Origin of the sequence: Rhizobium sp. BK491, assembly GCF_014194925.1 — a bacterium.
Lineage (GTDB): Bacteria > Pseudomonadota > Alphaproteobacteria > Rhizobiales > Rhizobiaceae > Rhizobium.
Genome location: NZ_JACIAR010000002.1, coordinates 975962 through 1000569, shown reverse-complemented (window position 1 = coordinate 1000569; position 24608 = coordinate 975962). Strand labels below are relative to the sequence as shown.

At 60.5% G+C, this 24608-nt stretch carries 28 protein-coding genes; 17 read left to right on the top strand and 11 right to left on the bottom strand.

Annotation, left to right across the window (positions count from 1 at the left end; genetic code table 11):
• Positions 1-26 precede the first annotated feature (26 nt).
• On the top strand, positions 27-824 hold the full coding sequence (gene iolB, locus FHX05_RS12770) for a 5-deoxy-glucuronate isomerase (protein ID WP_183872049.1): 798 nt from the start codon (positions 27-29) through the stop codon (positions 822-824).
• Between the two features lie 62 nt (positions 825-886).
• Here the strand turns inward: iolB and FHX05_RS12765 are convergent, their stop codons facing one another.
• Entirely contained in the window at positions 887-2254 is a 1368-nt protein-coding gene (locus FHX05_RS12765) for an MATE family efflux transporter (RefSeq protein ID WP_183872047.1), read from the bottom strand.
• Positions 2255-2319: 65 nt separating this feature from the next.
• Positions 2320-2754 carry a glyoxalase superfamily protein gene (locus FHX05_RS12760; RefSeq protein ID WP_112607435.1) on the bottom strand — a complete coding sequence of 145 codons (435 nt, stop codon included), beginning with the start codon at positions 2752-2754 and terminating at the stop codon, positions 2320-2322.
• 310 nt (positions 2755-3064) lie between these two features.
• Between FHX05_RS12760 and FHX05_RS12755 the strand changes: the two genes are divergently transcribed.
• On the top strand, positions 3065-3463 hold the full coding sequence (locus FHX05_RS12755; protein WP_183710567.1) for a PilZ domain-containing protein: 399 nt from the start codon (positions 3065-3067) through the stop codon (positions 3461-3463).
• A gap of 16 nt (positions 3464-3479) precedes the next feature.
• On the opposite strand, the gene FHX05_RS12750 is transcribed toward FHX05_RS12755, so the two are convergent.
• A complete protein-coding gene (locus FHX05_RS12750; protein ID WP_183872045.1) occupies positions 3480-4388 on the bottom strand; it encodes an AraC family transcriptional regulator in 909 nt (302 codons plus the stop codon).
• Between the two features lie 97 nt (positions 4389-4485).
• Between FHX05_RS12750 and FHX05_RS12745 the strand changes: the two genes are divergently transcribed.
• Positions 4486-5238, top strand: a complete 753-nt coding sequence (locus FHX05_RS12745) for an SDR family oxidoreductase (RefSeq protein WP_183872043.1) — start codon at positions 4486-4488, stop codon at positions 5236-5238.
• Between the two features lie 128 nt (positions 5239-5366).
• On the opposite strand, the gene FHX05_RS12740 is transcribed toward FHX05_RS12745, so the two are convergent.
• Positions 5367-5822: a formyltransferase family protein gene (locus FHX05_RS12740; protein WP_246698903.1), complete on the bottom strand. Its 456-nt coding sequence runs from the start codon at positions 5820-5822 to the stop codon at positions 5367-5369.
• Positions 5767-6144, bottom strand: coding sequence for a hypothetical protein (locus FHX05_RS30340; RefSeq protein WP_246698902.1), 378 nt, complete (start codon positions 6142-6144; stop codon positions 5767-5769). The genes FHX05_RS12740 and FHX05_RS30340 overlap by 56 nt, the downstream gene beginning before the upstream one ends.
• Between FHX05_RS30340 and FHX05_RS12735 the strand changes: the two genes are divergently transcribed.
• Positions 6143-7255, top strand: coding sequence for a pyridoxal phosphate-dependent aminotransferase (locus FHX05_RS12735; RefSeq protein ID WP_183872041.1), 1113 nt, complete (start codon positions 6143-6145; stop codon positions 7253-7255). The genes FHX05_RS30340 and FHX05_RS12735 overlap by 2 nt on opposite strands.
• Positions 7256-7384: 129 nt before the next feature.
• On the opposite strand, the gene FHX05_RS12730 is transcribed toward FHX05_RS12735, so the two are convergent.
• On the bottom strand, positions 7385-7648 hold the full coding sequence (locus FHX05_RS12730) for a sel1 repeat family protein (RefSeq protein WP_015339268.1): 264 nt from the start codon (positions 7646-7648) through the stop codon (positions 7385-7387).
• A gap of 464 nt (positions 7649-8112) precedes the next feature.
• Here FHX05_RS12730 and FHX05_RS12725 point away from each other — a divergent pair, with 464 nt between their 5' ends.
• The 3 genes from FHX05_RS12725 (at position 8113) to FHX05_RS12715 (ending at position 10455) form a co-directional block, all read left to right on the top strand.
• Complete coding sequence (locus FHX05_RS12725) at positions 8113-8451, top strand: DUF2147 domain-containing protein (protein ID WP_112335671.1); 339 nt, start codon at positions 8113-8115, stop codon at positions 8449-8451.
• Between the two features lie 205 nt (positions 8452-8656).
• On the top strand, positions 8657-8833 hold the full coding sequence (locus FHX05_RS12720; RefSeq protein ID WP_015339266.1) for a hypothetical protein: 177 nt from the start codon (positions 8657-8659) through the stop codon (positions 8831-8833).
• Positions 8834-8952: 119 nt separating this feature from the next.
• A complete protein-coding gene (locus FHX05_RS12715; RefSeq protein WP_112335670.1) occupies positions 8953-10455 on the top strand; it encodes an AMP nucleosidase in 1503 nt (500 codons plus the stop codon).
• 32 nt (positions 10456-10487) lie between these two features.
• Here FHX05_RS12715 and FHX05_RS12710 read toward each other — a convergent pair whose 3' ends face one another.
• Complete coding sequence (locus tag FHX05_RS12710; RefSeq protein WP_183872039.1) at positions 10488-10718, bottom strand: hypothetical protein; 231 nt, start codon at positions 10716-10718, stop codon at positions 10488-10490.
• A gap of 156 nt (positions 10719-10874) precedes the next feature.
• Here FHX05_RS12710 and FHX05_RS12705 point away from each other — a divergent pair, with 156 nt between their 5' ends.
• The 4 genes from FHX05_RS12705 to FHX05_RS12690 are packed head-to-tail and all read left to right on the top strand — an operon-like array spanning position 10875 to position 13257.
• Complete coding sequence (locus FHX05_RS12705; RefSeq protein WP_183872037.1) at positions 10875-11234, top strand: YciI family protein; 360 nt, start codon at positions 10875-10877, stop codon at positions 11232-11234.
• A 10-nt stretch (positions 11235-11244) separates the two neighbouring features.
• Positions 11245-11607, top strand: a complete 363-nt coding sequence (locus FHX05_RS12700; protein ID WP_183872035.1) for a YciI family protein — start codon at positions 11245-11247, stop codon at positions 11605-11607.
• 17 nt (positions 11608-11624) lie between these two features.
• The gene (locus FHX05_RS12695) at positions 11625-12005 is read left to right on the top strand and encodes a YciI family protein (RefSeq protein WP_183872033.1); all 381 of its coding nucleotides are present in this window, start codon (positions 11625-11627) and stop codon (positions 12003-12005) included.
• Positions 12006-12015: 10 nt separating this feature from the next.
• Positions 12016-13257 carry an RNA polymerase sigma factor gene (locus FHX05_RS12690; RefSeq protein WP_183872448.1) on the top strand — a complete coding sequence of 414 codons (1242 nt, stop codon included), beginning with the start codon at positions 12016-12018 and terminating at the stop codon, positions 13255-13257.
• 14 nt (positions 13258-13271) lie between these two features.
• Here the strand turns inward: FHX05_RS12690 and FHX05_RS12685 are convergent, their stop codons facing one another.
• Positions 13272-14240, bottom strand: coding sequence for a lysylphosphatidylglycerol synthase domain-containing protein (locus FHX05_RS12685; RefSeq protein WP_183872031.1), 969 nt, complete (start codon positions 14238-14240; stop codon positions 13272-13274).
• Positions 14241-14336: 96 nt separating this feature from the next.
• Between FHX05_RS12685 and FHX05_RS12680 the strand changes: the two genes are divergently transcribed.
• Both FHX05_RS12680 and FHX05_RS12675 read left to right on the top strand, forming a co-directional pair.
• On the top strand, positions 14337-15356 hold the full coding sequence (locus FHX05_RS12680) for a glycosyltransferase family 2 protein (protein ID WP_183872446.1): 1020 nt from the start codon (positions 14337-14339) through the stop codon (positions 15354-15356).
• Between the two features lie 49 nt (positions 15357-15405).
• The gene (locus tag FHX05_RS12675) at positions 15406-16020 is read left to right on the top strand and encodes an NUDIX hydrolase (RefSeq protein ID WP_183872029.1); all 615 of its coding nucleotides are present in this window, start codon (positions 15406-15408) and stop codon (positions 16018-16020) included.
• On the opposite strand, the gene FHX05_RS12670 is transcribed toward FHX05_RS12675, so the two are convergent.
• Positions 16021-17388, bottom strand: a complete 1368-nt coding sequence (locus FHX05_RS12670; protein WP_183872027.1) for an aspartate aminotransferase family protein — start codon at positions 17386-17388, stop codon at positions 16021-16023.
• Positions 17389-17516: 128 nt separating this feature from the next.
• Between FHX05_RS12670 and FHX05_RS12665 the strand changes: the two genes are divergently transcribed.
• Positions 17517-18857: a glutamine synthetase family protein gene (locus FHX05_RS12665; RefSeq protein ID WP_183872025.1), complete on the top strand. Its 1341-nt coding sequence runs from the start codon at positions 17517-17519 to the stop codon at positions 18855-18857.
• Between the two features lie 5 nt (positions 18858-18862).
• Here FHX05_RS12665 and FHX05_RS12660 read toward each other — a convergent pair whose 3' ends face one another.
• Entirely contained in the window at positions 18863-19810 is a 948-nt protein-coding gene (locus tag FHX05_RS12660) for a diacylglycerol kinase family protein (protein WP_183872023.1), read from the bottom strand.
• 319 nt (positions 19811-20129) lie between these two features.
• Here FHX05_RS12660 and FHX05_RS12655 point away from each other — a divergent pair, with 319 nt between their 5' ends.
• Positions 20130-21347 carry an MFS transporter gene (locus FHX05_RS12655; RefSeq protein WP_183872021.1) on the top strand — a complete coding sequence of 406 codons (1218 nt, stop codon included), beginning with the start codon at positions 20130-20132 and terminating at the stop codon, positions 21345-21347.
• Here the strand turns inward: FHX05_RS12655 and FHX05_RS12650 are convergent.
• Positions 21312-21716 carry a helix-turn-helix domain-containing protein gene (locus FHX05_RS12650; RefSeq protein ID WP_183872019.1) on the bottom strand — a complete coding sequence of 135 codons (405 nt, stop codon included), beginning with the start codon at positions 21714-21716 and terminating at the stop codon, positions 21312-21314. The two genes, FHX05_RS12655 and FHX05_RS12650, sit on opposite strands and share 36 nt — an antisense overlap.
• Before the next feature lie 104 nt (positions 21717-21820).
• Here FHX05_RS12650 and FHX05_RS12645 point away from each other — a divergent pair, with 104 nt between their 5' ends.
• Together FHX05_RS12645 and mgtE are read left to right on the top strand one after the other, a co-directional pair.
• On the top strand, positions 21821-22834 hold the full coding sequence (locus FHX05_RS12645) for a zinc-binding alcohol dehydrogenase family protein (RefSeq protein ID WP_183872017.1): 1014 nt from the start codon (positions 21821-21823) through the stop codon (positions 22832-22834).
• 354 nt (positions 22835-23188) lie between these two features.
• Entirely contained in the window at positions 23189-24562 is a 1374-nt protein-coding gene (mgtE, locus tag FHX05_RS12640; RefSeq protein ID WP_183872015.1) for a magnesium transporter, read from the top strand.
• Positions 24563-24608 lie beyond the last annotated feature (46 nt).

Sequence of the window (24608 nt, the reverse complement as noted above, 5' to 3'; positions counted from 1 at the left end):
CACTCTCCAAGCAATGGAGCAAGACCATGCCCAATCTGAAGGTGAAACCTAGCGGCTCGCATGGCCGCGTCACCCATGTCACACCAGAAAGCGCCGGCTGGACCTATGTCGGCTTCGACCTGCATCGCCTGAAGCCGGGCGAAACCGCTTCGGCCGAAACCGGCGATCGCGAAGTCTGCCTCGTCTGGGTCAGCGGCAAGGGAAGCGCCAAGGCGGGGACGAAGGATTTCGGCTTGCTCGGCGGGCGCATGAGCCCCTTCGAGGGCGCCCCCCACGCGCTCTATATTCCAGCAGGCTCGAGCTGGTCGGTGACTGCCGAGACCGATCTGGAACTGGCCGTCTGCTCGGCCCCGGGCGGCGGCCCCTATGAAGCTCGCGCCATTCCGCCCGGCACGCATCCGGCGCTGACGCGCGGCAAGGGCACCAATGTCCGCCACGTCAACAACATCATGCCGGAAGATGATGGCGCGGCGCATTCGCTGCTCGTCGTGGAAGTGATCACGCCGGGCGGACACACCTCGTCCTACCCTCCGCACAAGCACGATCAGGACAATCTCCCAAACGAGAGCTTCCTGGAGGAGACCTACTATCACCGCCTCAATCCGCCACAGGGTTTCGGCTTCCAGCGTGTCTATACCGACGACCGATCGCTGGACGAAGTCATGGTGCTGGAGGATGGCGACGTGACGCTGGTGCCTAGGGGATATCACCCCTGCGCCGCCTGCCACGGCTACGACCTCTATTACTTGAATGTCATGGCCGGGCCTAAGCGGATCTGGAAATTCCACAATGCCGTGGAACATGAATGGCTGCTCAAGTCCTGAATGACGCCTGATATAGGCTCATAGCGAAAAGGCCGTGCTCGAAAGCGCGGCCTTTTCCATTCTCATGCCGGCAACAAGCCATAGCGCCATTTGCGATCCCTTGCATTGCGCGACAATACCAGCCAGGTGAGCAGGATCATTCCCATCTCAGCGAAGATCGGCGTCATCCAGATCCCGCGTTCGCCGAAGACGAGCGGCAGGAGGAATGTCAGCGGCAAGGTGAACAGATAGGACCGTGACAGACCGAAGATCGCGCCGCGCTTCGCATCGCCGATGGACTGGAAATAAGATGAGAGGATGATCGCCTGACCGAAGAGGAAGTAGGCGCCGATCGTCCAGGGCAGGATGCGGCCGACTTCCGCGACGATCAGGGGATCGGCGACGAAGATTGAGCCCAGATGTCTCGCTAGCAGCTCGACGATGAGTTCGACGGCGCCGCAATAGACCAGAGCCGAAATCAGGGCGATCAGGACGCTATGACCGACGCGGGCTGGAAGGGCGGCGCCATGATTATGGCCTGATATGGTCTGCAACGCGATGCTCAAGCCCAGCAGCGGCAGATAGGCGAAGGTCATTACTCTTGTGACGATTCCGTATGCGCCGACGGTCGCGACATAATCCCCCTCATGCCAGATCGACACGTTGAAGAGGATCGCCGCCGAGCTCAGCGAAATACCGATGAAACCGAGGCTCATCGGAGCGCCGAAGGCGAAGATGCCGCGCCACTCGCGAACATGCAGCGCCATGTCGACCCAAAGCCCGTTCGGCCGACGCAGGCGATAGATGATGACGATCATTAGGCAGATGAATTGCGCCAGGACCGAGCCGCCGGCGGAGCCGACGACGCCCCACTGAAAGACCGCCATCAGCAGCCAGTTTGCCAGAATGTTCAGCAGCGTCGAGGCAAGCGTCACCAGCGTCATGAAGCCGAGCTTTCCTTCGCAACGCAGCCCGTCGAGATGGATCGAAAGAAAGAAGCTGATCGGCGCGAAGGCGACCATGACGCCCATGAAGGCCTCGGCGCTGCTGATAACATCGGCGTTTCCCGCCGCTGCCACGGCAATGAACTGCCGGCCTGCGAGCCAGTAGACGAGGTTGATCGCCACCACGACGGCAAGCGCCAGCGTATGGGCGCCGGTAAACACGGACTTCGCGGCGTCACGATTTCCGGCGCCGAGACGGCGGGCGAGAATGCTCGCCATGCCGTTTGAAACCAGCGTCTGCAGCGCGATCAGCAGCATCAGCGCGGGAAAGATGAGGCTGACGGCGGAGAGCGCCTCGGCGCCGACATAGACGCCGAGGAAATAGGCGTCGACGACGGCAAAGAGGCCGCTGACTGTCGTGATGATGATGATCGGCGTGGCTGTCTTGGCAAAGACGCCCGGCAGCCAGCCGGTGAGAAACATATTGTTTTCGAGGGTGTGCGTCATGGTGGTATCCGGACGGAATCGCTCGCGAGCGGCAAAGATAGCGGCGTGACAAGCAGGGATGAAGATTAAAGGTCGAGAACCAGATGCGGCACGCCGTTCGATGTCCTGCGCGGCGAAATGCCGTCGGCATCGACTTGGGCATTTATGCGCTGGCGGAATGCCGAGAAGCTCTCGAACTCCACTACATCGACCGGTTCGTCGAAGTGGATGGTGATCCTGTAGAGCCCGCCGGATTTCGCGGACATCGCGAGAACCTTGCCGGTGAACGGCTTGTTCAGATAGCGCCCGCGAACGGCGGAGCCGACATCGAGGGGCGCATCCGGCCCGTCATTCGGTTTTGCCGCAAGCGCCGAGAGCGTGTTCCAATCGCGCAGCCCGTGTTGCTTCGCGATCAGCTCCAGCGCTGTCGAGTGGCTCATGTCGTCGCCGCGCTCGGCCATCGCCTGACGCAGACGCCGGGCCTGAGCCTTCAATTCATCTATGGACGGATACGTCGTCATAGGATTAGCCTTTGCTAAGGCACGCATTTACGACTGTGGAACGGAGCTCGCATTACCGTCAGTCAGCATGCCCTGAATGGCCGTGACCTAAAACAGCGAGGACTTCACCTTGGATTTTCATCCGCGAGCGGCAGGCGCCTCGAACCGCTCGTTCGTATGATCGAAGCCGATGCTCCTGTCAAGATGCGCCCAAATCGGTACAAAAGACGAACCCGTTAAAATTCTACCAATGCAATTGACGCTTCTGCAAAATCTCCGTGCAAGGTTCATGCTGTAACCGAGATGAATTCGGTCTGTTTTCCAACAGGGAATGACAATGATTCGCGCAACCCATCTGGCGAAAGTCAAATCCGAAGTCTACGAACGCAGCTGGGAACGTTTCTACGTCCAGCGGCCGGCGCGTCTCGTGGCTGTTCGTCCCTGTCTCAACGGCATTTCGGTGCGCAGCGCCGAGATTACCGACATCTCGCGCGGTGGCGCGAGCTTCACCGTCGCCACGACGGTCGGCCTGCCGACCCACTACTATCTGAACATCCTCGGTCTCGCCTACCGCATAGCCTGCGCCGAGGTCAGCCGCATCGACAACCGCGTCCATGTCCGCTTCATCAACCTGATCGAACCGGAGACGCTTCGCCGCGTCGTGCGCGCCGATTTCATGATCGGCAACGTCGAAGCGCTGGCTGCGCGCGGCAGAAGGCGGCCGGTTTAAATTCGGCTTCACGTCCTCAATCGCTTCGCACGTCGCCGCGGGCATATCGTGCAGGCGGCATGCCTGCGTATCGCGCGAAGGCGACGCTGAAAGTGCTTGCCGATCCGTAGCCAACGCGTTCAGCTACCTGATCCATCCCCAATTCGCGGCTGCGCAATAGCTGCTTTGCAAGAGCCATGCGCCAAGCCAATAGATATTCCATTGGCGGCAGGCCAACGACGCGGCGGAAACGCGCAAAGAAAGCCGATCGGGACAGGGCCGCTTCGGTCGCAAGATCCGCGACAGTCCAAGGATGGGCAGGACGCGCATGCATCGCGTGAAGTACTGCGGCTAGGCGTTCATCGGCAAGGCCGCGACTCAAGCTCGACGTGACGGTTGTTTCTGTGCCGGATCGCAATGCCTCGATCAACAACACCTCCAGCAGCCGCTCCAGCACGAGTTCGCGTGCCGGCCGGCGCTCGCGCGTTTCCTCACCGACCAATTGCATCAGCGTCGCGAGTCGGGGCTCGCCGCGAACGACAACGACATCAGGCAAGAGGGAAACGAGCAAGGCCGCATCCGGCGCGCCGAAGCTGCAATGCCCTATGCGCATGCGCAGGTCCGGCGGCCCTTCGAGGCGGCCGACGCGGAAATGACCGCCACTCAACTGCGTCGGAACCATGGCGGACAAAGTGGCCGGTGCGTCAACACTCTCACTGACGATGTCGCGCATAGCCGGCGCGAGCACGAAATCGCCGGCTCGGAGGATGAAAGGCTGATGTCCTCCGAACGTTACGCGGCAATGCCCCTCGAGGATTGCGCAGTAGAATGGCTCACCTGTGGCCTCGCGATGAATTCGCCAGGCGCCGGCGCATTCCACCAGCTTCGAAAAGCGTGCGGCCGGCTGCAGCAGCGTGACGATTTCGGCAAGGGGATCGACGGTCATAATCAGGACTAACGCTAAAGAAATGGAGACTATAGCATATATAAAGTCTCTCGCCCGGTCACTACCATGGCATCATTCCTTTTGTTTGGAGAGACTCATGTCCACGATATTGATTACTGGTTGCTCGTCTGGCTTCGGCCTGGAGACTGCGAAACTGTTTTTTGAACGAGGGTGGGATGTCATCGCGACAATGCGCACGCCCAAACCCGAGCTGCTACCGGTTTCCGAACGCTTGCGTATTCTCGCGCTCGACGTCACCAATCCGGCAAGCATCGCGGACGCCGTGAAGGCCGCCGGTCCGATAGACGTATTGGTCAACAATGCCGGTTTCGGAGCGCCCTCGCCGATCGAGCTGACTGCGCCGGAGACGGTGCAGTCGCTGTTCCAGACAAATACGATCGGCACATTGGCGATGGTTCAGGCCGTATTGCCCCAGATGCGTCAACGTCGGGCCGGAGTCATCGTCAACATCACCTCTACGGTGACGGTCAAGACTCTGCCGGTGATTGGGATCTACCGGGCGAGCAAGGCAGCGGTGAACGCCTTCACCGAATCCTTATCGGTGGAGATGGAGCCATTTGGCGTGCGGGTGCATATTGTCCTGCCAGGCCGGTCGCCGGAAACTCGCTTTGGGGAGAATGCGCGTCCACATTTGCGTGGTCTGGACGATCCTGATTATGCGCCGCTCATTCAGCAATTCGTCAAGAATGTTCAGGACGGTACCGGTCCTGTAACCCACGCGCCCGACGTGGCGAAGGCAGTGTGGCGGGCAGCCACCGATTCATCCGCCCCGCTGCGAATTCCGGGCGGTGTGGATGCTGAACTCTGGATGGCTGAAGCAGGCTTGTAACCCGAATCGGTGGCAGCCCAAAAGCTGCTGCCGCTCCGACTTCGACGGTGCAGCAAGATGGAACGCGCAGCCGTCGATCCTGGGAGTGCGTCCGGCGACTGCGTTCGGCCATTTGCGAACGTCTCATTTCATAACGGCAGGCGCAGTCCGCCTGTTGATATGCGGCGGATGAGATCGGTGAAAAGATCGCACTCTGCAACCATGACCCGTTGTTCCAGCGAAAGTACGCTATCGTCGGGATGGATCTGAACGGTCGTCGTGGCCACAGTTCTTCCGTGGTCATACTCTCCGTCTACGAGGTGGATCGTTGCGCCTGTTTCGGTCTCGCGATTATCGAGCACGGCCTGGTGAACTCTTCGCCCGTACATCCCCAATCCGCCGTATTTGGGTAGCAGCCCCGGATGAACATTCAATATTCGCCCATCAAACGCGGCTAGCGTAAGCGGGCCAAGTTTCTTGAGATAGCCGGATAAGATAACGAGTTCAGCTCCATAGGCGACAAGCGTGTCGCGAAGCTGTTTGTCCGCCTCAGCTTCCCTGTCCTTGGTCGGAATGAAACGAGGGAATACCGTTGGCCTCAGCATAGGCTAGTGCTGCGGACGACGCCCTATTGCTAACCAGCACGACAGCGGCAGCATTCACTGTGTTCGCTCGGATGGCTTCGTTGACCGTCCGAAATGAGGTTCCATTGTTTGATGCAAGGAACGCTATTGCGAGCTTATCCATCAGCGCCTCGTTGATCGATGCTATCGCGATGACCGAGACTCCCTTTAATGGCAACTGATACGGATTTTCAATGAGTGCGACGACGCGATCCGAAGGCCGCATCTTTCCGCCCTTGCAACCACCCGCCAAGCGCCTATTCTGCCGCACCCAGCAACCGAATTCGGGAAACAAAGCCAGCATGTCCGCCTTCTCGCGCTTCACGCCGCTGATCAGCGCCCTTCCCTCCACCGTTCCTTTCGTCGGCCCAGAAGCGCTGGAGCGTCAGCGCGGGCTGACGGTCAAGGCCCGTATCGGCGCCAATGAGAACGGCTTTGGACCAGCGCCCTCCGTCATCGCGGCCATGCGCGAGCGGGCCGGCGATATCTGGATGTATAACGATCCGGAAAATTTCGAGCTGAAGCAGGCGCTTGCGGCCCATCTCGGCGTTCAATCCGCCAATATCGCCGTCGGCGAAGGGATCGACAGCCTGCTTGGCCTGATCGCGCGTATGGTGATCGAACCGGGCACACCCGTCGTCACCTCGCTTGGCGGCTATCCGACCTTCAATTTCCATGTCGCCGGCTTCGGCGGTCGCCTCGTTACTGTGCCCTACGTCAATGATCGCGAGGATCTCGATGGATTGCTCGAAGCGGTGAAGCGCGAGAATGCGCCGCTCGTCTATTTCGCCAATCCCGACAATCCGATGGGAAGCTGGTGGGATGCCGACAAGATCGTCGCCTTTGCCCATGCATTGCCGGAAAACTGCCTGCTGATCCTCGATGAAGCCTATAGCGAAACGGGGCCTGCCAGCTCACTTCCTGATATCACGGCCCTGATCGACCTGCCGAATGTCTTGCGCACCCGCACCTTCTCCAAGGCCTATGGCCTTGCCGGCGCCCGCGTCGGCTATGTCATCGGCGCACCGGAGACCGTGCTGGCCTTCGACAAGATCCGCAATCATTTCGGCATGAACAGGCTCGCGACTGTAGCGGCGCTCGCCGCGCTGAAGGATCAGGCCTATCTTGCCGAAGTAATCGGCAAGATCCGGGCTGCGCGCGAGGAGATCGGCACGATCGCCCGCGTCAACGGGCTGCTGCCTCTCGCCTCCGCCACCAATTTCGTTGCCATCGATTGCGGCCGCGACGGCACCTATGCCCGCGCCATCGTCGATGGGCTGATCCAGCACGGCGTCTTCATCCGCATGCCGGGGGTTGCGCCGCTCAACCGCTGCATCCGCGTCAGCGTCGGCCCGAAGCAAGATCTGGATCTCTTGGCTGAAGCGCTGCCCCAGGTGCTGAAGGCGATCAGCTAAGTCTTAAACGACGAAACCGCGCCAGCCTTGTTCCGGCCGGTCGCGGTTTTCATCATTCGGCTGGCATCTCCGTCGGCCGCCGACATCCCCTCTTTCGAGATCAGGAAGTCTTATTGCCTATAGCACGCCTCAGTGCGTGGTCATCCATTCGCGGGCGGCACGCAGCGCTGCCGCGAGCTGCATTTTGGTCAAGGTCGCGGCAACGTCGGCGCGAAGCTCGGCGGCGCGCTCGCTGCCACGAATGGCGGCGATATTCAACCATTTGTGGGCGGCGACGAGGTCTGCATTGCAGCCCCTGCCGGTCGCGTAGTTCACGCCCAGTTCGCAAAGGGCATCGGCGCTGTTACCACCCATCATGGCATTTCCAGACATCGGCGTTTCAAAGCGTGCCATTGCAATTATCCCTGTTTGACTTCTGTTCGTATCTGCCCTGTTTTCCGTCCGAACCTTGCCGTCATTCGCGGCTTTCCGGTTCTTCCGGCCGGCGGGTTTGCCCCGCTCGTTTGATGGCTTCACTATCGCAGATGGCTTTCAAAAAACGCCTAAAATGCATGATTAATTCGATGCAAACAAAGTGCAAATGCTTGGTAAACTTGGGATTTTGTTAAACATCGCTTCCCTTGCAAATTAAGGATTTTCGGGCGAGTTTAACCTTCCGTTAAGATTTGGATTTAAACTCTTTCTTCACCACAAAAAGAGCGCAGTTGAATTCGATGTCGTGTTTCGACGGCGCTCAAATACCCGCCGAAATGGGTATTTGAGCTCCGAAAACCGTATTTACCTTTACGTTCGCGTTAGATAATCTCAATGCATTCCCGGTCACAGAACCGGATGCGCCTTGGGGGAGGAATGACACCATGATCCGCACGACCGTTCTTGCGATCGCATTGCTGATGAGTGCGAGTGCCGCTCTTGCCGAAGAGCCGATCGTCGGCAATTGGAAAACGGTTGCTGGCGACACGGCTGCCATCGCTCCCTGCGGCGACAGTTATTGCGTGACCCTGAAGACAGGCAAATATGCCGGCAAGCAGATCGGCAAGATGCAGGGCACAGGTAACAGCTATACGGGCGAGCTTACCGACCCCTCCGAAGACAAAACCTATAGCGGCTCCGGCACGGTCAGCGGCAACAAGATCAAGATGCAGGGCTGCGTGCTAAAGGTATTCTGCAAGTCGCAGACCTGGACGAAGCTCTAAAACAGCACCTGCCTGTCTCAGAAAGCACTCGACGTGGCTGCCGCCTGACGTCGGTGGGGCTCTTGTTATTTGCCTGCGAGGAGAGGCCGGCGACCATTCGAAACTGGTAATATTTCTGAACGCCGGATGAACCGGTATCTCAGCACGTGTTCAGCCTGACCATGGCAAAACAGTGTCCAGTATAGGGCACGGGTAGGCCAGGAATATGGACTCGATCATCATCGCACGGCGCTTCGTTGTTATCATGCTGTTTGCTGCCGTCTTCGCATTCAGCTTCTCGGTTGCGGTCGAACACGCCGGCCGCAGCGGCGCACAATCGCACTTCGGCGCAAGCTTCACCTGCGTGCAGACCGGCGCGCCTTACTGCACGACGGTACAATAACAAACATCTGCGCGTAATCCTCGCGCAGGCCAGTGGGCGGCTCTAAAAATAGCTGCGAGAATCCGGGCCGCCTGTTGCAACGTCGTTTGCTTGTAACCAACGACACTCTATAATGGCGCATGAGCAACAGAATCTCTCCCTTTTCACCCCTCGACATTTCCTCTCCCAGCCCGTTCCAGCCGCGGACCTTCGATGATCCGGGCAAGGCCGTCGAAGCGCTGACGGAGCTTTACGATCGCAATACGGCGTTTCTGATCGACAATTTCACCAAGCTTGCCAAAGGCGCGCCGATCACTGCGCGCTATCGCGCTTTCTACCCGCAGGTCAGCATCGAGACGACGAGCTTCGGCCATGTCGATTCGCGCCTCTCCTACGGCCATGTCACCGCGCCAGGCGTCTATACGACGACGATCACCCGCCCGCAGCTCTTCAAGCATTATCTCAAGGAGCAGCTGACGCTCCTGATGCGCAGCCATAATGTTCCGGTGGTCGTGTCGGAATCGACGACACCTATCCCGATTCATTTCGCCTTCGGCGAAGGCGCTCACGTCGAAGCAACCGCCAGTATTTTCGAAGATATTCCGCTGCGTGACCTCTTCGACACACCGGACTTGAACACCACGGACGACGAAATCGCCAACGGCGAATATATCCCGCCGCCGGGCGAGCCATCACCGCTTGCGCCGTTTACCGCGCAGCGCATCGATTATTCGCTGGCCCGCCTCGTCCACTATACGGCGACCAGTGCGGCGCATTTCCAGAATTTCGTGCTGTTCACGAACTATCAGTTCTATATCGACGAGTTCTGCAAATGGGCGCGCGACCTGATGGCGAGCGGCGGCGACGGCTATACCGAGTTCGTCGAACCGGGCAACATCATCACGAAGGCTGGCTCCAGCCAGCCCGAGGGCGATGTGACCGCGCCGCGGCTGCCGCAGATGCCGGCCTACCATCTGAAGAAGAAGGGCCATGCCGGGATCACCATGATCAATATCGGCGTCGGCCCATCCAACGCCAAGACGATCACCGACCACGTCGCCGTGCTTCGCCCGCATGCATGGCTGATGCTCGGCCATTGCGCGGGCTTGCGCAACAGCCAGCGGCTCGGCGACTATGTGCTTGCCCATGCCTATATGCGCGAAGACCACGTTCTTGACGACGACCTGCCGGTCTGGGTGCCGATTCCGGCTCTCGCCGAAGTGCAGGTCGCGCTTGAGGCCGCGGTTGCCGAGATCACCGGCTATGAGGGCTTCGAACTGAAGCGCATCATGCGCACCGGCACGGTCGGCACCATCGACAACCGCAACTGGGAACTGCGGGATCAGGCAGGCCCGGTGAAGCGCCTGTCGCAGGCCCGCGCCGTCGCGCTCGATATGGAATCGGCAACGATCGCTGCCAACGGCTTCCGCTTCCGCGTTCCCTACGGCACGCTGCTCTGCGTTTCAGACAAGCCTTTGCATGGCGAACTGAAGCTGCCGGGCATGGCGACGGCCTTCTATCGCACCCAGGTGAACCAGCATCTACAGATCGGCATCCGCGCGATCCAGAAACTGGCCGCCATGCCGCCGGAAGCGCTGCATTCGCGCAAGCTGCGCAGCTTCTTCGAAACGGCATTTCAGTAAGCCACGAGCCAACAAGGCAATGGAGCTTCACCCTATTGCTTTTCTGCCGACACCGATTGCACCTGGTAAGCGGCCGCGACTTGCGGCCGTTGGTCGTTGGGCGTCGCCCACAAATTTAGACCAAGGATCATCACGGCAAAAATGGCAAATCCGATCACTGTGCGAGCAATCACTTCGCCCGGATTTGACATTTGCAATAACTCCTCGTCCGACAGGGTCTTCTTCTGCCAATGGTAGATAAGGGCTGCTTCAAGATTGTACATGTCCGTTTCTCCTTTTTGAGATGACGGAACTGGTCGACCGGGCTTAGGCTTTTTCGACAGCACCAAAAATTTTTGTCATGCTGTGGATCGGGATGTCGATTTGCTTGGCGGCCACTCGTCTATGGCTGTCAGCAAATTGAAAGAGGAGACGCTGCAATGAAATATCTCTGCCAGGTCTGGTTCGATGGCACGACGCTCGACGTCATGACCAAGGATGAAAAGCACAAGCTCGATTCGGATTCGCTCGGCTATGACCGCGACCTGATGGCGAGCGGCAATATGATCCATGCCGAAGCGCTGCAATCGCCGAAATCTGCGGTGACGGTAAGGGTCCGCAACGGCGAGATGGCGGTTACCGACGGCCCCTTCATCGAAACCAAGGAATATCTCGGCGGCTTCATCCTGATCGAGGCGAAGGATCTGAACGATGCGATCCGGATTGCCGCCGGCATTCCGCTCGCCAAGCTCGGCGCCATCGAGGTGCGGCCGATCTGTAATTTCGGCCCGGATGCTTGAGGAGGTTCAGATGAAGTTTCTTTGCCAGGTCTGGTTCGAGAGCGCAGAAATCGCCAAGATTTCCGAAGAGGAAGGACGAAAGCTGACGCAGGATTCGGTCGACAATGACAACCGGCTGCGCGAGAGCGGCCACCTCATCGTCGCCAATGCCCTGCGCGAACCGGAGACCGCGAAAACCGTTCGCGTGCGCCAGGGCGAAACCGCCGTTACCGACGGCCCGTTCGCGGAGATCAAGGAACACCTCGGCGGCTTCGTGCTGATCGAGGCCCGGGATATGGAGGAAGCGACTAAAATTGCCGCTACCTTCCCCGTTGCCCGATACGGCATGATCGAGGTTCGCGCCGCCTTCGACATCCGCTTTCCGAACGAATAGCAACGAGAGGAGAAGACATGCGGTTTCTATGCCTGATCTACACAACAGTCGATGTTGACGGACGATTGTCGCCGAACGAGATGAACCATCTGATTGGCGAGCACTTCGTCTTCGACGAGGGCTTGCGGCGGGACGGCACCATGATCGTTTCCGATGCACTGGCGCTGCGAGACAAATCGATCGTCATCCGGCCGAACGGCGGCGACGGATTTTCGGTCACGGACGGCCCCTTCGCTGAGACCAAGGAGCACCTGGCCGGCTTCTATCTCATCGAGGCCGCTGACCTCGATGGCGCTGTCGATATCGCCAAACGCATTCCCTCGGCGCGCTATGGCGCCGTCGAAATCCGTCCGGTTCGTATCTTGACCCTTCGGGGAGACCTGGCCGAGGAAGGCTGACGCCGTGTCGCTGAACCAAACCATTGAAGGCGTCTATCGCAGCCATTCACGCCGCGTGCTGGCAACGCTGATCCGTCTGCTTGGCGATTTCGACCGAGCGGAGGAAGCCCTTCATGATGCCTTTGCAGCAGCGTCGCAGCAATGGACGGAGGAGACCATCCCGGCCAATCCCTATGCCTGGCTCGTCTCCGCCGGACGTTTTCGCGCCATCGACAATATAAGGCGGCGCACGCGTTTCGACGCTGCCCAGGCCGACATTGCCGACAGCCTCTATCCGGAGGGCGAGATAATGGAGACATCGCAAAGCGAGGAGATCGAGGACGACATGCTGCGACTGATCTTCACCTGCTGTCACCCACTTATTCCTGCCGAGGCGCGGATGGCGATGGCCTTGCGGGAGGTCTGCGGCCTGACGACGGAAGAGATTGCTCATGCCTTTCTGATTCCGGCCCCGACAGTCGCGCAGCGCATCGTCCGCGCCAAGAATCGCATCCGCACCGCCAATATTCCCTATGAAGTACCCGGCAAGGCCGAACTGCCGGAGCGTCTGGCGCAGGTGCTGCATGTCATCTACCTCGTCTTCAACGAGGGCTATTCGGCATCCTCCGGCTCTGCGATCGTGCGCGCCGATCTCGCCGCGGAGGCCATACGGCTCGGCAGGCTTTTGCTGCAGCTATTGCCGGATTCGGAAGTCGAGGGGTTGCTGGCCATCATGCTGCTGCAGGATTCGCGGCGGCATGCGCGCACCGATACCTTCGGCGATCTCGTTCTGCTCGTCGATCAGGATCGTGCGCTGTGGGATCATGGTCAGATCCGCGAAGGTTTGGCGCTGGCAGCAAGAGCGATGGCGGCAGATAGCGTCGGCAGCTATGCACTGCAGGCGGCGATCGCCGCGGAACATGCTCGCGCCATGACCGCAGAGGATACCGACTGGCGAAAGCTGGTGATGCTCTATGACCTGCTGCTGACGGCGAGCCCCTCCCCTGTGATCGAGCTTAATCGGGCGGTGGCAGTCTCCATGTGCGATGGTCCGGTGGCAGCGCTTTCCATCGTCGATGGGCTGCTGCAAGAGGAACGGATGGCGCGATATCACCTCACCCACGCCGCAAAAGCCGATTTTCTACGCCAGCTTGGCCGGACGGATGAGGCGCGACAATCCTATCAAACGGCGCTTTCGCTATGCCAGCAGGCGCCGGAGCAGGCATTCCTGCGCAAGCGATTGGTCGAGCTCGGCGATCAGATCCGGCACTAAAGATGCTGCGATTTTTAAGCCATGGGTACGCGTTTGCGCGAGATCAGCAATCCGATCGCAGTCCCCGTCAACGCAGAAACCACGATCAGCAGGTGAGCGTTGATGCTCGCCTGTGCGAGATTTTCGATTGCCTCCTTGGCGCTCGAAGCACCAAAAGCCATGGCGCCGGCGGTGATACCGGCCGGATAGGTGCCGACGCCTCCGGGCGCATGCACGGGCAGGACTGATGACAGTTCGCCGCCGAGAGCGCCGCCGAAGCTTGCCGAAAGCGGCGTGACGTTCATGAGGCCAAGCGCCCAAGCGAGCACCACGACCTTGACGAGCCAGTTGACGATCGTCGTCAGCCAGGCGCGCGCAAAGGCGCTGGCATCAACCGGCAGGCCGCGCTCCAGCTCATGCACCAGCCCTTGCGCCTTCTTCGGCAGGGCGCGGGCGGCAAGGCGGATCAGCGGCCGGCGGGAGGCAAAGCCTACGACCGGCAGCAGAAGGAAAAGCGCCCATACGATCCAGGCCAAGACATGATAGGGCGAAGCAAGCGCAAGGCCGACGCCGGCTGCGGCCAGCAGCGCATGCAGGTCGAGCAGCCGCATGACGAACAGCGCCGAAGTTCCCCGCGCCAGAGGAATGCCGAATTCGGAGCGCATCAGCACCGGGAAGCTGGTTTCCCCCGTTCGGAAGGGCATCATGATATTCAGCAGATTATGGACCTGCGTCACACGGAACAGCGCCGCGAAATGGCCCGAGGTTTCCTTCGGGAAGTAATCGTAGATGCGCCAGGTGCGCAGGAAATAGGTGCTCGTCAGGAGCGCCAGCGCCAGAAGGATCGGCCAGGCGCCGACCTTGCCCCATTGCGCCAGGATCGAGGTCCAGCCCCAGAACCATTCGATGAAGGCGGCATAGGCAAGGACGACTGCGAGCGTCAGCAGTGTCATTCGGTTGCGAATAAACCAATTCTGTCGGCTGGCAACCGTCGGAGTCTTCATGTAGTTAGGGCACCCAAATGCGAGCGGAAGGCTGAAACCGGACTTTTCGCTCGTTTCGTCCGGCAAGTACTGCCGGTCTTTTAGGAGAAAGAAGTGTTGCAGACAACGGCAGAGTCGACCCTCCCCCAGGCCGATCGGGAAAGCCCTCTCGAGCTTTCGCTGGTCGTGCCCGTCTTCAACGAGGAAGAAAGTGTTGGACCGCTCATCGAGCGTATTTGCGCCGCCATGAGCGGATTTGCCAAATCCTGGGAACTGATCCTGGTCGACGACGGCAGCACGGACGCCACGCTCGTCAATGCCCGCCGGTCACTTTCGCAGGAAGGCTTGACGCTGCGCATCGTCGAGCTTCAGCGCAATTTCGGGCAGACCGCGGCGATGCAGGCCGGTATCGATGCGGCGAACGGCCGCCTGATCGCCACTATGGACGGCGATCTGCAGAACGACCCGAAGGATATCCCTTCGATGGTCGACGAACTGGAGCGGCGCCAGCTCGACCTGCTCGTCGGCTGGCGCAAGAACCGCCAGGACGGCCTCCTGCTGCGCAAGATCCCCTCCTGGTGCGCCAATTACCTGATCGGCCGCATCACCGGCGTCAAGCTGCACGATTATGGCTGCAGCCTGAAGATCTATCGCGCCTCCATCATCAAGCAGGTGAAGCTAATGGGCGAGATGCACCGCTTCATTCCCGCCTGGGTCGCCGGCGTCGTGCCGAGCTCGCGCATCGGCGAAGTGCCGGTCACCCACCATGCCCGCCAGCACGGCACATCGAAATACGGGATCTCACGCACCTTCCGCGTCATCCTTGATCTGCTGTCGGTGATGTTCTTCATGCGCTACAAGGCGCGGCCGGGGCACTTCTTCGGCTCGCTCGGCCTCGGCCTCGGCGCGCTTGCCGGCGTGATCCTGCTGTGGCTCTTCATCGACAAGTTCATCTTCGGCGACGATATCGGCAGCCGCCCACTGCTGATGGTCGGCGTCGTGTTGCTCCTGTCGTCGGTACAGATGATCACGACAGGCATCCTCGCCGAAATGATCGCCCGTATCTATTATCGCGACGATCTCTCGCCGAACTATATCGTGCGCAAGATCTTCGATCGCGATCATCAGGACGCCTAGCCTATCGTGCTTAGGCCCGCGCCTATCGGCAACAGGAGCTGAGCCGCGCATGAGCTCGAAAGACGACATCAACAGCCAGCTATCGGACACGGCAGACCTGCCACCATGGCGGACAACAAGCTCGACACGCCTTGTTCATGATCGCTGGCTGAAGGTTCGTGCGGATAACTGCGTGACGGCGGAGGGTGTGGAGATCGCGCCCTACTACGTGCTGGAATATCCCGATTGGGTCGGGATCATCGCGCTCGATGCCGAGGATCATATCTATCTCGTTCAGCAGTATCGTCACGGTCTCGGCGTCGTAGCGCTCGAGCTCCCTGGCGGAGCCGTGGATGCGAATGATGCAAGTCCGGTCGAAGCGGCCGCGCGCGAGCTGCGCGAGGAAACCGGCCTTTCATCCACCGAATGGGATTATGTCGGCAAGCTTGCGCCCAACCCGGCCACGCATAGCAACCACTCGCATATCGTCATTGCCCGCAATGTCGCGCTTGCAAGCAGGCCGGCGGACGACCCGACCGAGCGCATCCGCCTGATCCGCATGCCGATCCGCCAGGCGATAGAACTGGCGCTGGAAGGCAAGATGATCCAGGTCATCCACGTTGCGGCGCTGACGCTTGCCCTTCACAAGGCGGGCAAGTGGGACGTGCCGAAACCCAAGCCCTGACTACGATTTGCTTTCCGCCCAGACGGCATCGAGCGCGCTACGCGCGATCCGTACCATGGTATCTACTTCCTCATGGCTGATGACGAGCGGCGGCGAGGCCAGCATGCGGTCGCCCGTGGCGCGCAGGACCAGGCTGTTGGCGAGCGCATGATTGCGCACGGCTGATCCGATTGCATCCGGCTTTTCGAAGCGCCGACGCGCGGATTTATCGGCGGCGAGTTGCAGGCCGCCCATCAAGCCGATGCTGACGGCTTCGCCGACCATGTCATGATCGGCAAGGCTGCCCCAAGCCTTGGCGAAGTAAGGGCCGATATCGTCGCGCACGCGCTCGACCAGCCCTTCCTCCTCGATGATCCGGAGGTTTTCAAGGGCGGCGGCCGCGCAGACCGGGTGGCCGGAATAGGTGAAGCCGTGGTTGAATTCGCCGACTTCATTGATGAGCACATCGGCGATGCGGTCGCTGACGAGCACGCCGCCAATCGGAAGATAGCCCGACGACAGTCCCTTGGCGATCGGGGCGAGATCCGGCTCGACACCGAAATGCTGATAGCCGAACCATGCGCCGAGGCGGCCGAAGCCGCAGATCACCTCGTCGCAGACGAGCAGGATGTTCCTCGCCTTGCAGATACGCGCGATCTCAGGCCAATAGGTCGACGGCGGAATGATGACGCCACCGGCACCCTGAACCGGCTCGGCGACGAAGACTGCGACATTGTCTTCACCCAGCTCGTCGATCTTGGCTTCGAGTTCGCGAGCGACCGTGAGACCAAATTCCTCCGGCGAGAGATCGCCACCCTCGGCATACCAATAGGGTTGGCCGATATGGACGACGCCAGGGATCGGCAGATCGCCCTGCTCGTGCATGTATTTCATGCCGCCCATGCTGGCGCCAGCGACCGTCGAGCCGTGATAGCCGTTCTTGCGGGCGATGATGGTCTTCTTCGTCGGCTTGCCGACTGCAGCCCAATAAACCCTCGCCATGCGAAACCAGGTATCGTTGGCCTCTGAGCCGGAATTGGTGAAGAAGACATGGTTGAACTGCGGTCCGGCATGGGCGCAGACCGTCTCGGCAAGAAGTGTCGCCGGCGTGGTCGTGGTACCGAAGAAGGTGTTGTAGTAGGGCAGCTCGTTCATCTGCCTGGCGACAGCGTCGGCGATTTCGGTGCGGCCGTAGCCGATATTTACGCACCAGAGGCCGGCAAAACCGTCGAGATACTTCCGTCCTTCCGCATCGAAGATATAGACACCCTCGCCGCGCTGGATGATGCGCGCGCCATCGGCGTTGAGCTTGCGCATATCGGCAAAGGGATGGAGGTGATGGGCGGCATCGAGGGCGGCGAGATTGGAGCGGCTGGACGTATCGGACATGGCTTATTCGAACCCTCTTTGAATTGGCATTTGTCAGGCAAGTCCACCGACGCCGCGACGCAGCCGGACTTGACTGCAAGCAATCTTGGTTTACGACCATGCCGTGAGCATCGGGGATTTACAAGAGCATGACGGCCGACAACGCAACCGAAGGTAACGCGCGCATCGAGGTGCTGATCTCGGACATGAACGGCCGGCTGCGCGGCAAGCAGATCCCGATTTCAGCCGAAAAGAAGGTTTGGTCCGACGCCGTGCGGCTGCCGACCTCGACGCAATCGCTCGATATCTGGGGTTACGACAATGACGAGATCACCGGGCTTTCGATGACGATCGGAGATCCGGACGGGACCTGCGTCGCCGATCAGCGCACGCTCGCCGACATGCCCTGGGCGCCAGCGGGATCGAAGCAGGTGCTCGCCACCATGCATGAGCTTGACGGCAGCCCGAGCTTTCAGGATCCGCGCGCCATTCTTTCGGCCGTGGTCGATCGCTACAAGACGCTCGGCCTGACACCCGTCATCGCGACCGAGCTGGAATTCTATCTGCTTGCCGGAGACTGGCGCGACAGAGGCATCCCCTCGCCACCGGCTGCCCTGACCTATCAGGGCGAGCCCACCGGCTTTCAGCTCTACGACATGGATGCCGTCGATCTCCTTGACGATTATCTCGAAACGCTGCGCGCCTACGCGCGGGCGCAGGGCCTGCCGGCAGACGCAACGACGGCGGAATTCGGCCCTGGCCAGTTCGAAGTCAACCTGCTGCATCGCCCGGACGCGCTGGCGGCCGCGGATGACTGCATCATGCTGAAACGTGTGGCCGAGCAAGCCGCCCGCAAGCATGGCCTGAAATCGACCTGCATGGCCAAGCCCTATACCGATCATGCCGGCTCAGGGCTGCATGTGCATGCCAGTATCATCGACGCTCAAGGGCGCAATGTCCTTGATGCTGCGGGCAGCGAGCCGAAGAGACTGAAGTCGATCTGCGCGGGGCTGCTACAGACCTTGCAGGATGTGCAGCTGATCTTTGCACCCTATGCCAATTCCTACCGCCGCTTCCAGCCGGGCTCGTTTGCCCCCGTCGATCTCACCTGGGGCTTCGGCCATCGCGGAACGGCCGTGCGCATCCCCGAAAAGGACGGGCCGGGCGCGCGCATCGAGCACCGCGTCGCCGGCGCCGATGCCAATCCGTATCTGATGCTGGCGGCGATCCTGGGCGGTATGTTGCTGGGCCTTGAGAACGACCTCGATCCCGGTGAGGAGACGACGCCGGCTTACGTGCCGGCCGATGCGCCCAAGCTGACGCATGATTTCCTGACGGCCGTCGAACGCTTCCGCGCCTCGGCCTTCATCGCCGACATTTTCAGCGAGCGGTATCAGAAGCTCTATGGCGAGACGAAGCATAAGGAAGCGCTCAGCCACCTGCGCACGGTTTCCGATTTCGATTACAGGACCTACCTACCCCGCCTCTGAATCCATCAGATGGCGACGCTGTCGACTGCGCCTTCGCGCGCAACGCTGGCGGCCGTCCCTTCCCGCACCATCACCTTGAGTTCGCCCGGATGCACCTTGAGCGTCACATCACGCTCGAGGGGCAGCAACTCGCCATCCATGACGCAATTGGCAAGCTGGCGCAGCTTCGGGAAGTGCAAATGCACCTCCGGCGCGTGCATGACCATGACATCGGCATTCTCGCGAACCCGGCCGCGCAGCATATCGATGGCAAGTCGTGCGACGCCGAGCGGGCGCAGCGGCTTTGCCATGTAGAAGCCCAGCTCACCGCTGCGCAGGCTATCGGCATACAGCAGCGCATTTGCGCCGAAGGGATTGTTGGAGACGGAGATTGCCGAAACATGCCGGCGTTCGCGAATGCCGCCGGCTTCGAAGTCGACGTCGAATTCCGGCGGATTGGCGATGACGCCGAAGGCCGCGCGCGTGCTGGCCGACATCTTTCCGATGCGCGAGCGATAAGTATAGCCATTGCGATAGCGGACCATGCGCGCATGCAAGCCCGCTGAAAACTGATGAATGAAAGCGCGACCGTTGGCGCTACCGATATCGACATTGTCGACCTCACCCGTCGCAAGAACGTTCAGCGTCTGCCATATGTCGAGCGGCAGGCGCAAAGAACGGGCGAAGAGGTTCATGGTACCGGCCGGAATGACGCCGAGAGCGACTCCGTTTTTCCAGGCAATGGCCGCAGCCGCCGAAATGGTGCCATCGCCGCCACCCGCGACAATCCCGTCAATATCATCACGACGCGCAGCACGCTCCATCGCCGAGACGACATTGCGCCCCTCGACGACAATAGCTTCGAAATCGTGACCGGCGTCGCGGAAGACCTGTTCCGCTTTCTTTTCATAGGCAGCCATGTCAGTCGTGCGGAACGTTCCGCCATCGCGATTGAAAAAGCCGATCAACTTCATTGGGGGCTCTCGGTCTTTCCGCAAATTGTATCAGGGGCTGAGGCCCCGCGCGCTTCTTCTCAGATGGTTTTGGATGGAACGATTTCAAGCGTTATAGCCGTTTCGCCGATATCGACTGCAGCACACTTATGCGCGATCCGACATGCTGCACTGCAAAAAACGCACGCGACAGATGCGCTCCGGTCATTGATAGTATCAACGAGGCATGTCCGTGCCTCGCCAGTCCCATATTCCAGTTTGATGCACTGAACGCCGCACAACCGGAGTTTACCGTCTGATTCGCAGCATGTGATCTTCGTATGGCGCCCAAGGAGTTTTCGTGAGCGATATTGCCGTCGAGGCCCTCGACACCCAAACCGCCCTGGAAGCGCCGTCGCGCACCGCGATCGCGCTGGTGACTTTGGCGTTGGCCGTCGGCAGTTTCGGTATCGGCACGGGTGAATTCGTCATCATGGGACTTCTGCCGAATGTGGCCGACACCTTTGGCGTTACAACCCCGGAAGCGGGCCATGTCATCAGCGCCTATGCGCTCGGCGTCGTCGTCGGTGCGCCCATCATTGCCGTGCTTGCCGCCAAGATGGCGCGCCGCACGCTGCTCCTCTTGATGATGGCGATCTTTGCCGCCGGCAATATTTCCAGCGCCTTTGCGCCGACCTTCGAAAGCTTCACGGCGCTGCGCTTCATCACCGGCCTGCCGCATGGCGCCTATTTCGGCGTCGCGGCACTCGTTGCCGCCTCGATGGTGCCGGTGCATCGCCGCGTGCGCGCCGTCGGCCAGGTCATGCTTGGCCTAACGATCGCGACGCTGATCGGCACGCCGATCGCCACCTTCCTCGGACAGCTTCTGAATTGGCGCGCGGCCTTCATGATGGTCGGGGCCATCGGCCTCGCCACCATGCTGCTGATCGCCCTCTTCCTTCCCAAGGACAGGGTCGAGGAAGGCGCCAGCATTGCCCGTGAACTCGGTGCGCTGAAGCGCATCCAGGTCTGGCTTTCGCTCGGCGTCGCTGCCGTCGGCTTCGGCGGCATGTTCTCGATCTTCAGCTATGTCGCCACGACGACGACCGAGGTCGCCGGCCTAGGCTCCGCCATGGTGCCGGTCGTGCTGGCTCTCTTCGGCATCGGCATGAATGTCGGTAACATCGTCGGTTCGCGCCTTGGCGACATCTCAATCAAGGGCACGATCGGCGGCATGATGATCTTCAATATCGTCATCATGACGCTCTTTTCGCTGACGGCGGCTAACCCGATCATGCTCTGCATCTGCGTCTTCCTGATCGGCTGCGGCTTTGCCGCCTGCCCGGCAGTGCAGACCCGCCTGATGGATGTTGCCGCGGATGCCCAGACGCTGGCCGCCGCCTCCAATCACTCCGCCTTCAACATCGCCAATGCGCTCGGCGCCTGGCTGGGCGGGCTGGTGATCTCCTGGGGTTTCACGGCTGCGGCCACCGGCTATGTCGGCGCAGTACTTTCCGTTGCCGGTCTTGCCGTCTTTGCCGTTTCAGTTGGCCTGGAGCGCCACACCGGGCGCGCATGACATGCCTGGGACGCCCAGCTGCTGGCGCCCGTCATGGCAAAATACATTCTCCTCACCCCACACGGCCATCGCCTTGATGATCGGCCCCAAGCTGGCGCCAAGCGGCGTCAGCGCATACTCGACGCGAGGCGGCACCACCGGAAAGACGGTGCGTGACAGCAGCCCGGATTCTTCCAGTTCCCGCAGTTGCTTGGTCAGCATGCGCTGCGTCACCGATGGCAGCTTGCGGCGGATTTCGTTGAAGCGCAGCGTTCCCTCCATGAGGTGAAACAGAATCACGCCTTTCCATTTGCCGTCGAGCACGCTCAGCGTCGCCTCGACCGGGCAACCTGGAAAATTTCCGACGAGCTTGGAGCGGGGAACCGACATCGACAGTATCCTTTTTGTACCTACGTACAGAAATTGTGCATTCTTGCGCCTCTTAAGGATAATGCGCATCTAGCCTCTGTGCAACCAACCCAGGAGCTTCTCCCATGCGCGCAGTCGCCTACAAGCAGCCACAACCCATTTCCGCAGAGACATCGCTGATCGACATCGAGCTGCCGACACCCGAGGCAAAAGGCCGGGACCTGCTGGTCGAAGTGAAGGCGGTTTCGGTCAATCCGGTCGATATCAAGGTCCGTGCCAACGTTGCCCCGCCAGAGGGAGAGTACAAGATCATTGGCTGGGACGCCGCGGGCATCGTCAGGGCGGTCGGGTCCGAGGTCACCATGTTCAAGCGTGGAGACGAAGTCTTCTATGCGGGCGCCATCAATCGCGGCGGCTCTAACGCTGAATTCCATCTGGTCGACGAGCGCATCGTCGGCGCCAAACCGAAAAGCCTGAATTTTCCGGCCGCTGCCGCTTTACCGCTGACCTCGATCACGGCCTATGAAACGCTGTTCGACCGGCTGAAGGTGCAGGATCCGGTTCCCGGCGCGGCCAATGCCATTCTCATCATCGGCGGCGCCGGCGGCGTCGGATCGATCGCCATCCAGATCGCCCGCGCGCTGACCGATCTCACCATCATCGCGACAGCATCCCGCCCGGAAACGCAGGCCTGGGTAAAGGAATTGGGCGCCCATTACGTCATCGATCATTCGAAGCCGCTTGCGCCGCAGATCGAGGCGCTCGGCATCGGCGCCCCCGCCTTCGTCTTCTCGACGACCAACACCTTGGATCATATCGCCTCGATCGCGGAGGCCATCGCGCCCCAGGGCCGGTTCGCCCTCATCGACGACCCGAAAACGCTCGATGTCGTGCCCTTCAAGTGGAAGGCGGTATCGATCCATTGGGAGATGATGTTCACTCGCCCCCTCTACAACACTGCCGACATCATCGAGCAGCACAAGCTGTTGACGAAGATCGCCGAACTGGTGGATGCCGGCAAGATCAGGTCGACGCTGACCGAGACCGCGGGCACGATCAATGCCGCCAATCTCAAGAAGGCGCATGCCCTCGTCGAGACCGGCAAGATGAAGGGAAAGGTCGTTCTGGCCGGTTTCTGAGTGACCAATATTCGCGACAGATCAGGCCGGGCGAATGTCGTCCGGCCGCATTGTTTTAACGCATTGGCACGAGGTTTTGTTGCATCGCAAAAATTTGCAGCCGCCTAAACAAATTTTTATCGCAGGATCGAGCGTTTAGGCACATCCGCCTCTTGACTTTTTATGCCTTCGGCGCGACTTCTCCGCACATGGGGAACAGCGTTTTCCATACCGATTAACCGGAGCCATCTTTCGATGCCTAGCGACAGTAGTAGTCGATTGCCTTTGCCGTCAGTAGCATTCGTGCACTAACCGACTCCTGTCGGCTCGCCACGATCCGCTACGACGGCGGATCGACAGGAAAGGCGAGCTATAATGAACATAAACAGCTTTCCCGCGCGGGCCGGCCATGCCGCTCGTGCATTCATCAATAACAATCGCGCCGTCACCATTGCGGAACGCGTCGAGGCTCTGAACGCAACAGACGTGGCAGAGGCTGCCCGCATTCTCGCCAAAATGCCGGAAGAGCGCGCCGTGCGCATTCTCGACCGGCCGGAACTGCGCAACGCACCCGCCATTCTCGAAGTCATGGGCAATGCGGATGCCGCACGCCTGCTGCATGGCATGTCAAACGACCGCGTCGCCGACGTGCTGCTCGAAATGGATGTCGACACGCGCGCCCGTCTCTTCGCAACGTTCGACGAGCATGCAAGGCAGGCGATTCAGAGCCTGATGGGCTATCCGCCGCGCACGGCCGGCGGCATCATGACGACGGAATTTGTCAGCGTTTTCGCGAGCTGGACCGTGGCCCAGACGCTCGACCACGTTCGCCAGGTCGAGCGTTCCCGCGAAACGGTCTATGCCATCTATGTGCTCGATGACGAGACGCATGTGCTGCTGCATGTCGTGACGCTGCGTCGCCTCATCACCGGTGAGCCGGATGCATGCATCCTGACCGTGGCCCAGAAGGGCGTGCCCGTCACGGCACCGCCGCTGATGAAGCAGGAGGATGTCGCCCGCCTGATCCGCCGCCACGATCTGCTGGCGCTTCCTGTTGTCGACGACAAGGGCCACATGCTCGGCATCGTCACGGTCGACGACGTCATCGATACGATGATCGCCGATACCACCGAGGACGCCCAGAAATTCGGCGGTATGGAAGCCCTCGGCCAGCCCTATATGAAGATCAGCTTTGCGGGCATGATCCGCAAGCGCGCCGGCTGGCTCGCAGCCCTCTTCCTGGGCGAAATGCTGACGGCAAGCGCCATGCAGCACTTCGAAGGCGAATTGGAAAAGGCTGTCGTGCTGACGCTCTTCATCCCGCTCATCATGAGCTCGGGCGGCAATTCCGGCTCGCAGGCGACATCGCTCATCATCCGGGCGCTGGCGCTCGGCGAACTCAAGCTCTCGGACTGGTGGCGTGTGGCCTTCCGCGAGCTGCCGACGGGCATCGTGCTCGGAGCGATCCTTGGCCTTGTCGGCTTTGCCCGCATCGTGCTCTGGCAGAATATCGGCCTCTTCGACTACGGCCCGCATTGGCAGCTGGTCGCCCTTACGGTTTTCGCTGCCCTCATCGGCATCGTCACCTTCGGCTCGCTCGCCGGCTCGATGCTGCCATTCGTCTTGCAGAAGCTGCGGCTCGATCCGGCCAGCGCATCGGCTCCGTTTGTCGCGACGCTGGTCGATGTCACGGGCCTAGTGATCTATTTCTCCGTGGCATTGCTGATCCTCAGCGGCACGATGCTCTGAGGATAATCAAACTCTCATCGTAAAGGGGCTGGCGACGGCCCCTTTT

Bases quoted from the DNA above. Each gene is read 5' to 3' on its own strand.
- FHX05_RS30340 (WP_246698902.1), bottom strand. From the start codon at position 6,144: ATGCTGGCTTTGTTTCCCGAATTCGGTTGCTGGGTGCGGCAGAATAGG.
- FHX05_RS12660 (WP_183872023.1), bottom strand. From the start codon at position 19,810: ATGAAGTTGATCGGCTTTTTCAATCGCGATGGCGGAACGTTCCGCACG.
- FHX05_RS12715 (WP_112335670.1), top strand. From the start codon at position 8,953: ATGAGCAACAGAATCTCTCCCTTTTCACCCCTCGACATTTCCTCTCCC.
- iolB (WP_183872049.1), top strand. From the start codon at position 27: ATGCCCAATCTGAAGGTGAAACCTAGCGGCTCGCATGGCCGCGTCACC.
- FHX05_RS12745 (WP_183872043.1), top strand. From the start codon at position 4,486: ATGTCCACGATATTGATTACTGGTTGCTCGTCTGGCTTCGGCCTGGAG.
- FHX05_RS12685 (WP_183872031.1), bottom strand. From the start codon at position 14,240: ATGAAGACTCCGACGGTTGCCAGCCGACAGAATTGGTTTATTCGCAAC.
- FHX05_RS12725 (WP_112335671.1), top strand. From the start codon at position 8,113: ATGATCCGCACGACCGTTCTTGCGATCGCATTGCTGATGAGTGCGAGT.
- FHX05_RS12665 (WP_183872025.1), top strand. From the start codon at position 17,517: ATGACGGCCGACAACGCAACCGAAGGTAACGCGCGCATCGAGGTGCTG.
- FHX05_RS12645 (WP_183872017.1), top strand. From the start codon at position 21,821: ATGCGCGCAGTCGCCTACAAGCAGCCACAACCCATTTCCGCAGAGACA.
- mgtE (WP_183872015.1), top strand. From the start codon at position 23,189: ATGAACATAAACAGCTTTCCCGCGCGGGCCGGCCATGCCGCTCGTGCA.
- FHX05_RS12695 (WP_183872033.1), top strand. From the start codon at position 11,625: ATGCGGTTTCTATGCCTGATCTACACAACAGTCGATGTTGACGGACGA.
- FHX05_RS12760 (WP_112607435.1), bottom strand. From the start codon at position 2,754: ATGACGACGTATCCGTCCATAGATGAATTGAAGGCTCAGGCCCGGCGT.
- FHX05_RS12710 (WP_183872039.1), bottom strand. From the start codon at position 10,718: ATGTACAATCTTGAAGCAGCCCTTATCTACCATTGGCAGAAGAAGACC.
- FHX05_RS12740 (WP_246698903.1), bottom strand. From the start codon at position 5,822: ATGCTGAGGCCAACGGTATTCCCTCGTTTCATTCCGACCAAGGACAGG.
- FHX05_RS12700 (WP_183872035.1), top strand. From the start codon at position 11,245: ATGAAGTTTCTTTGCCAGGTCTGGTTCGAGAGCGCAGAAATCGCCAAG.
- FHX05_RS12675 (WP_183872029.1), top strand. From the start codon at position 15,406: ATGAGCTCGAAAGACGACATCAACAGCCAGCTATCGGACACGGCAGAC.
- FHX05_RS12670 (WP_183872027.1), bottom strand. From the start codon at position 17,388: ATGTCCGATACGTCCAGCCGCTCCAATCTCGCCGCCCTCGATGCCGCC.
- FHX05_RS12650 (WP_183872019.1), bottom strand. From the start codon at position 21,716: ATGTCGGTTCCCCGCTCCAAGCTCGTCGGAAATTTTCCAGGTTGCCCG.
- FHX05_RS12720 (WP_015339266.1), top strand. From the start codon at position 8,657: ATGGACTCGATCATCATCGCACGGCGCTTCGTTGTTATCATGCTGTTT.
- FHX05_RS12755 (WP_183710567.1), top strand. From the start codon at position 3,065: ATGACAATGATTCGCGCAACCCATCTGGCGAAAGTCAAATCCGAAGTC.
- FHX05_RS12765 (WP_183872047.1), bottom strand. From the start codon at position 2,254: ATGACGCACACCCTCGAAAACAATATGTTTCTCACCGGCTGGCTGCCG.
- FHX05_RS12730 (WP_015339268.1), bottom strand. From the start codon at position 7,648: ATGGCACGCTTTGAAACGCCGATGTCTGGAAATGCCATGATGGGTGGT.
- FHX05_RS12735 (WP_183872041.1), top strand. From the start codon at position 6,143: ATGTCCGCCTTCTCGCGCTTCACGCCGCTGATCAGCGCCCTTCCCTCC.
- FHX05_RS12705 (WP_183872037.1), top strand. From the start codon at position 10,875: ATGAAATATCTCTGCCAGGTCTGGTTCGATGGCACGACGCTCGACGTC.
- FHX05_RS12750 (WP_183872045.1), bottom strand. From the start codon at position 4,388: ATGACCGTCGATCCCCTTGCCGAAATCGTCACGCTGCTGCAGCCGGCC.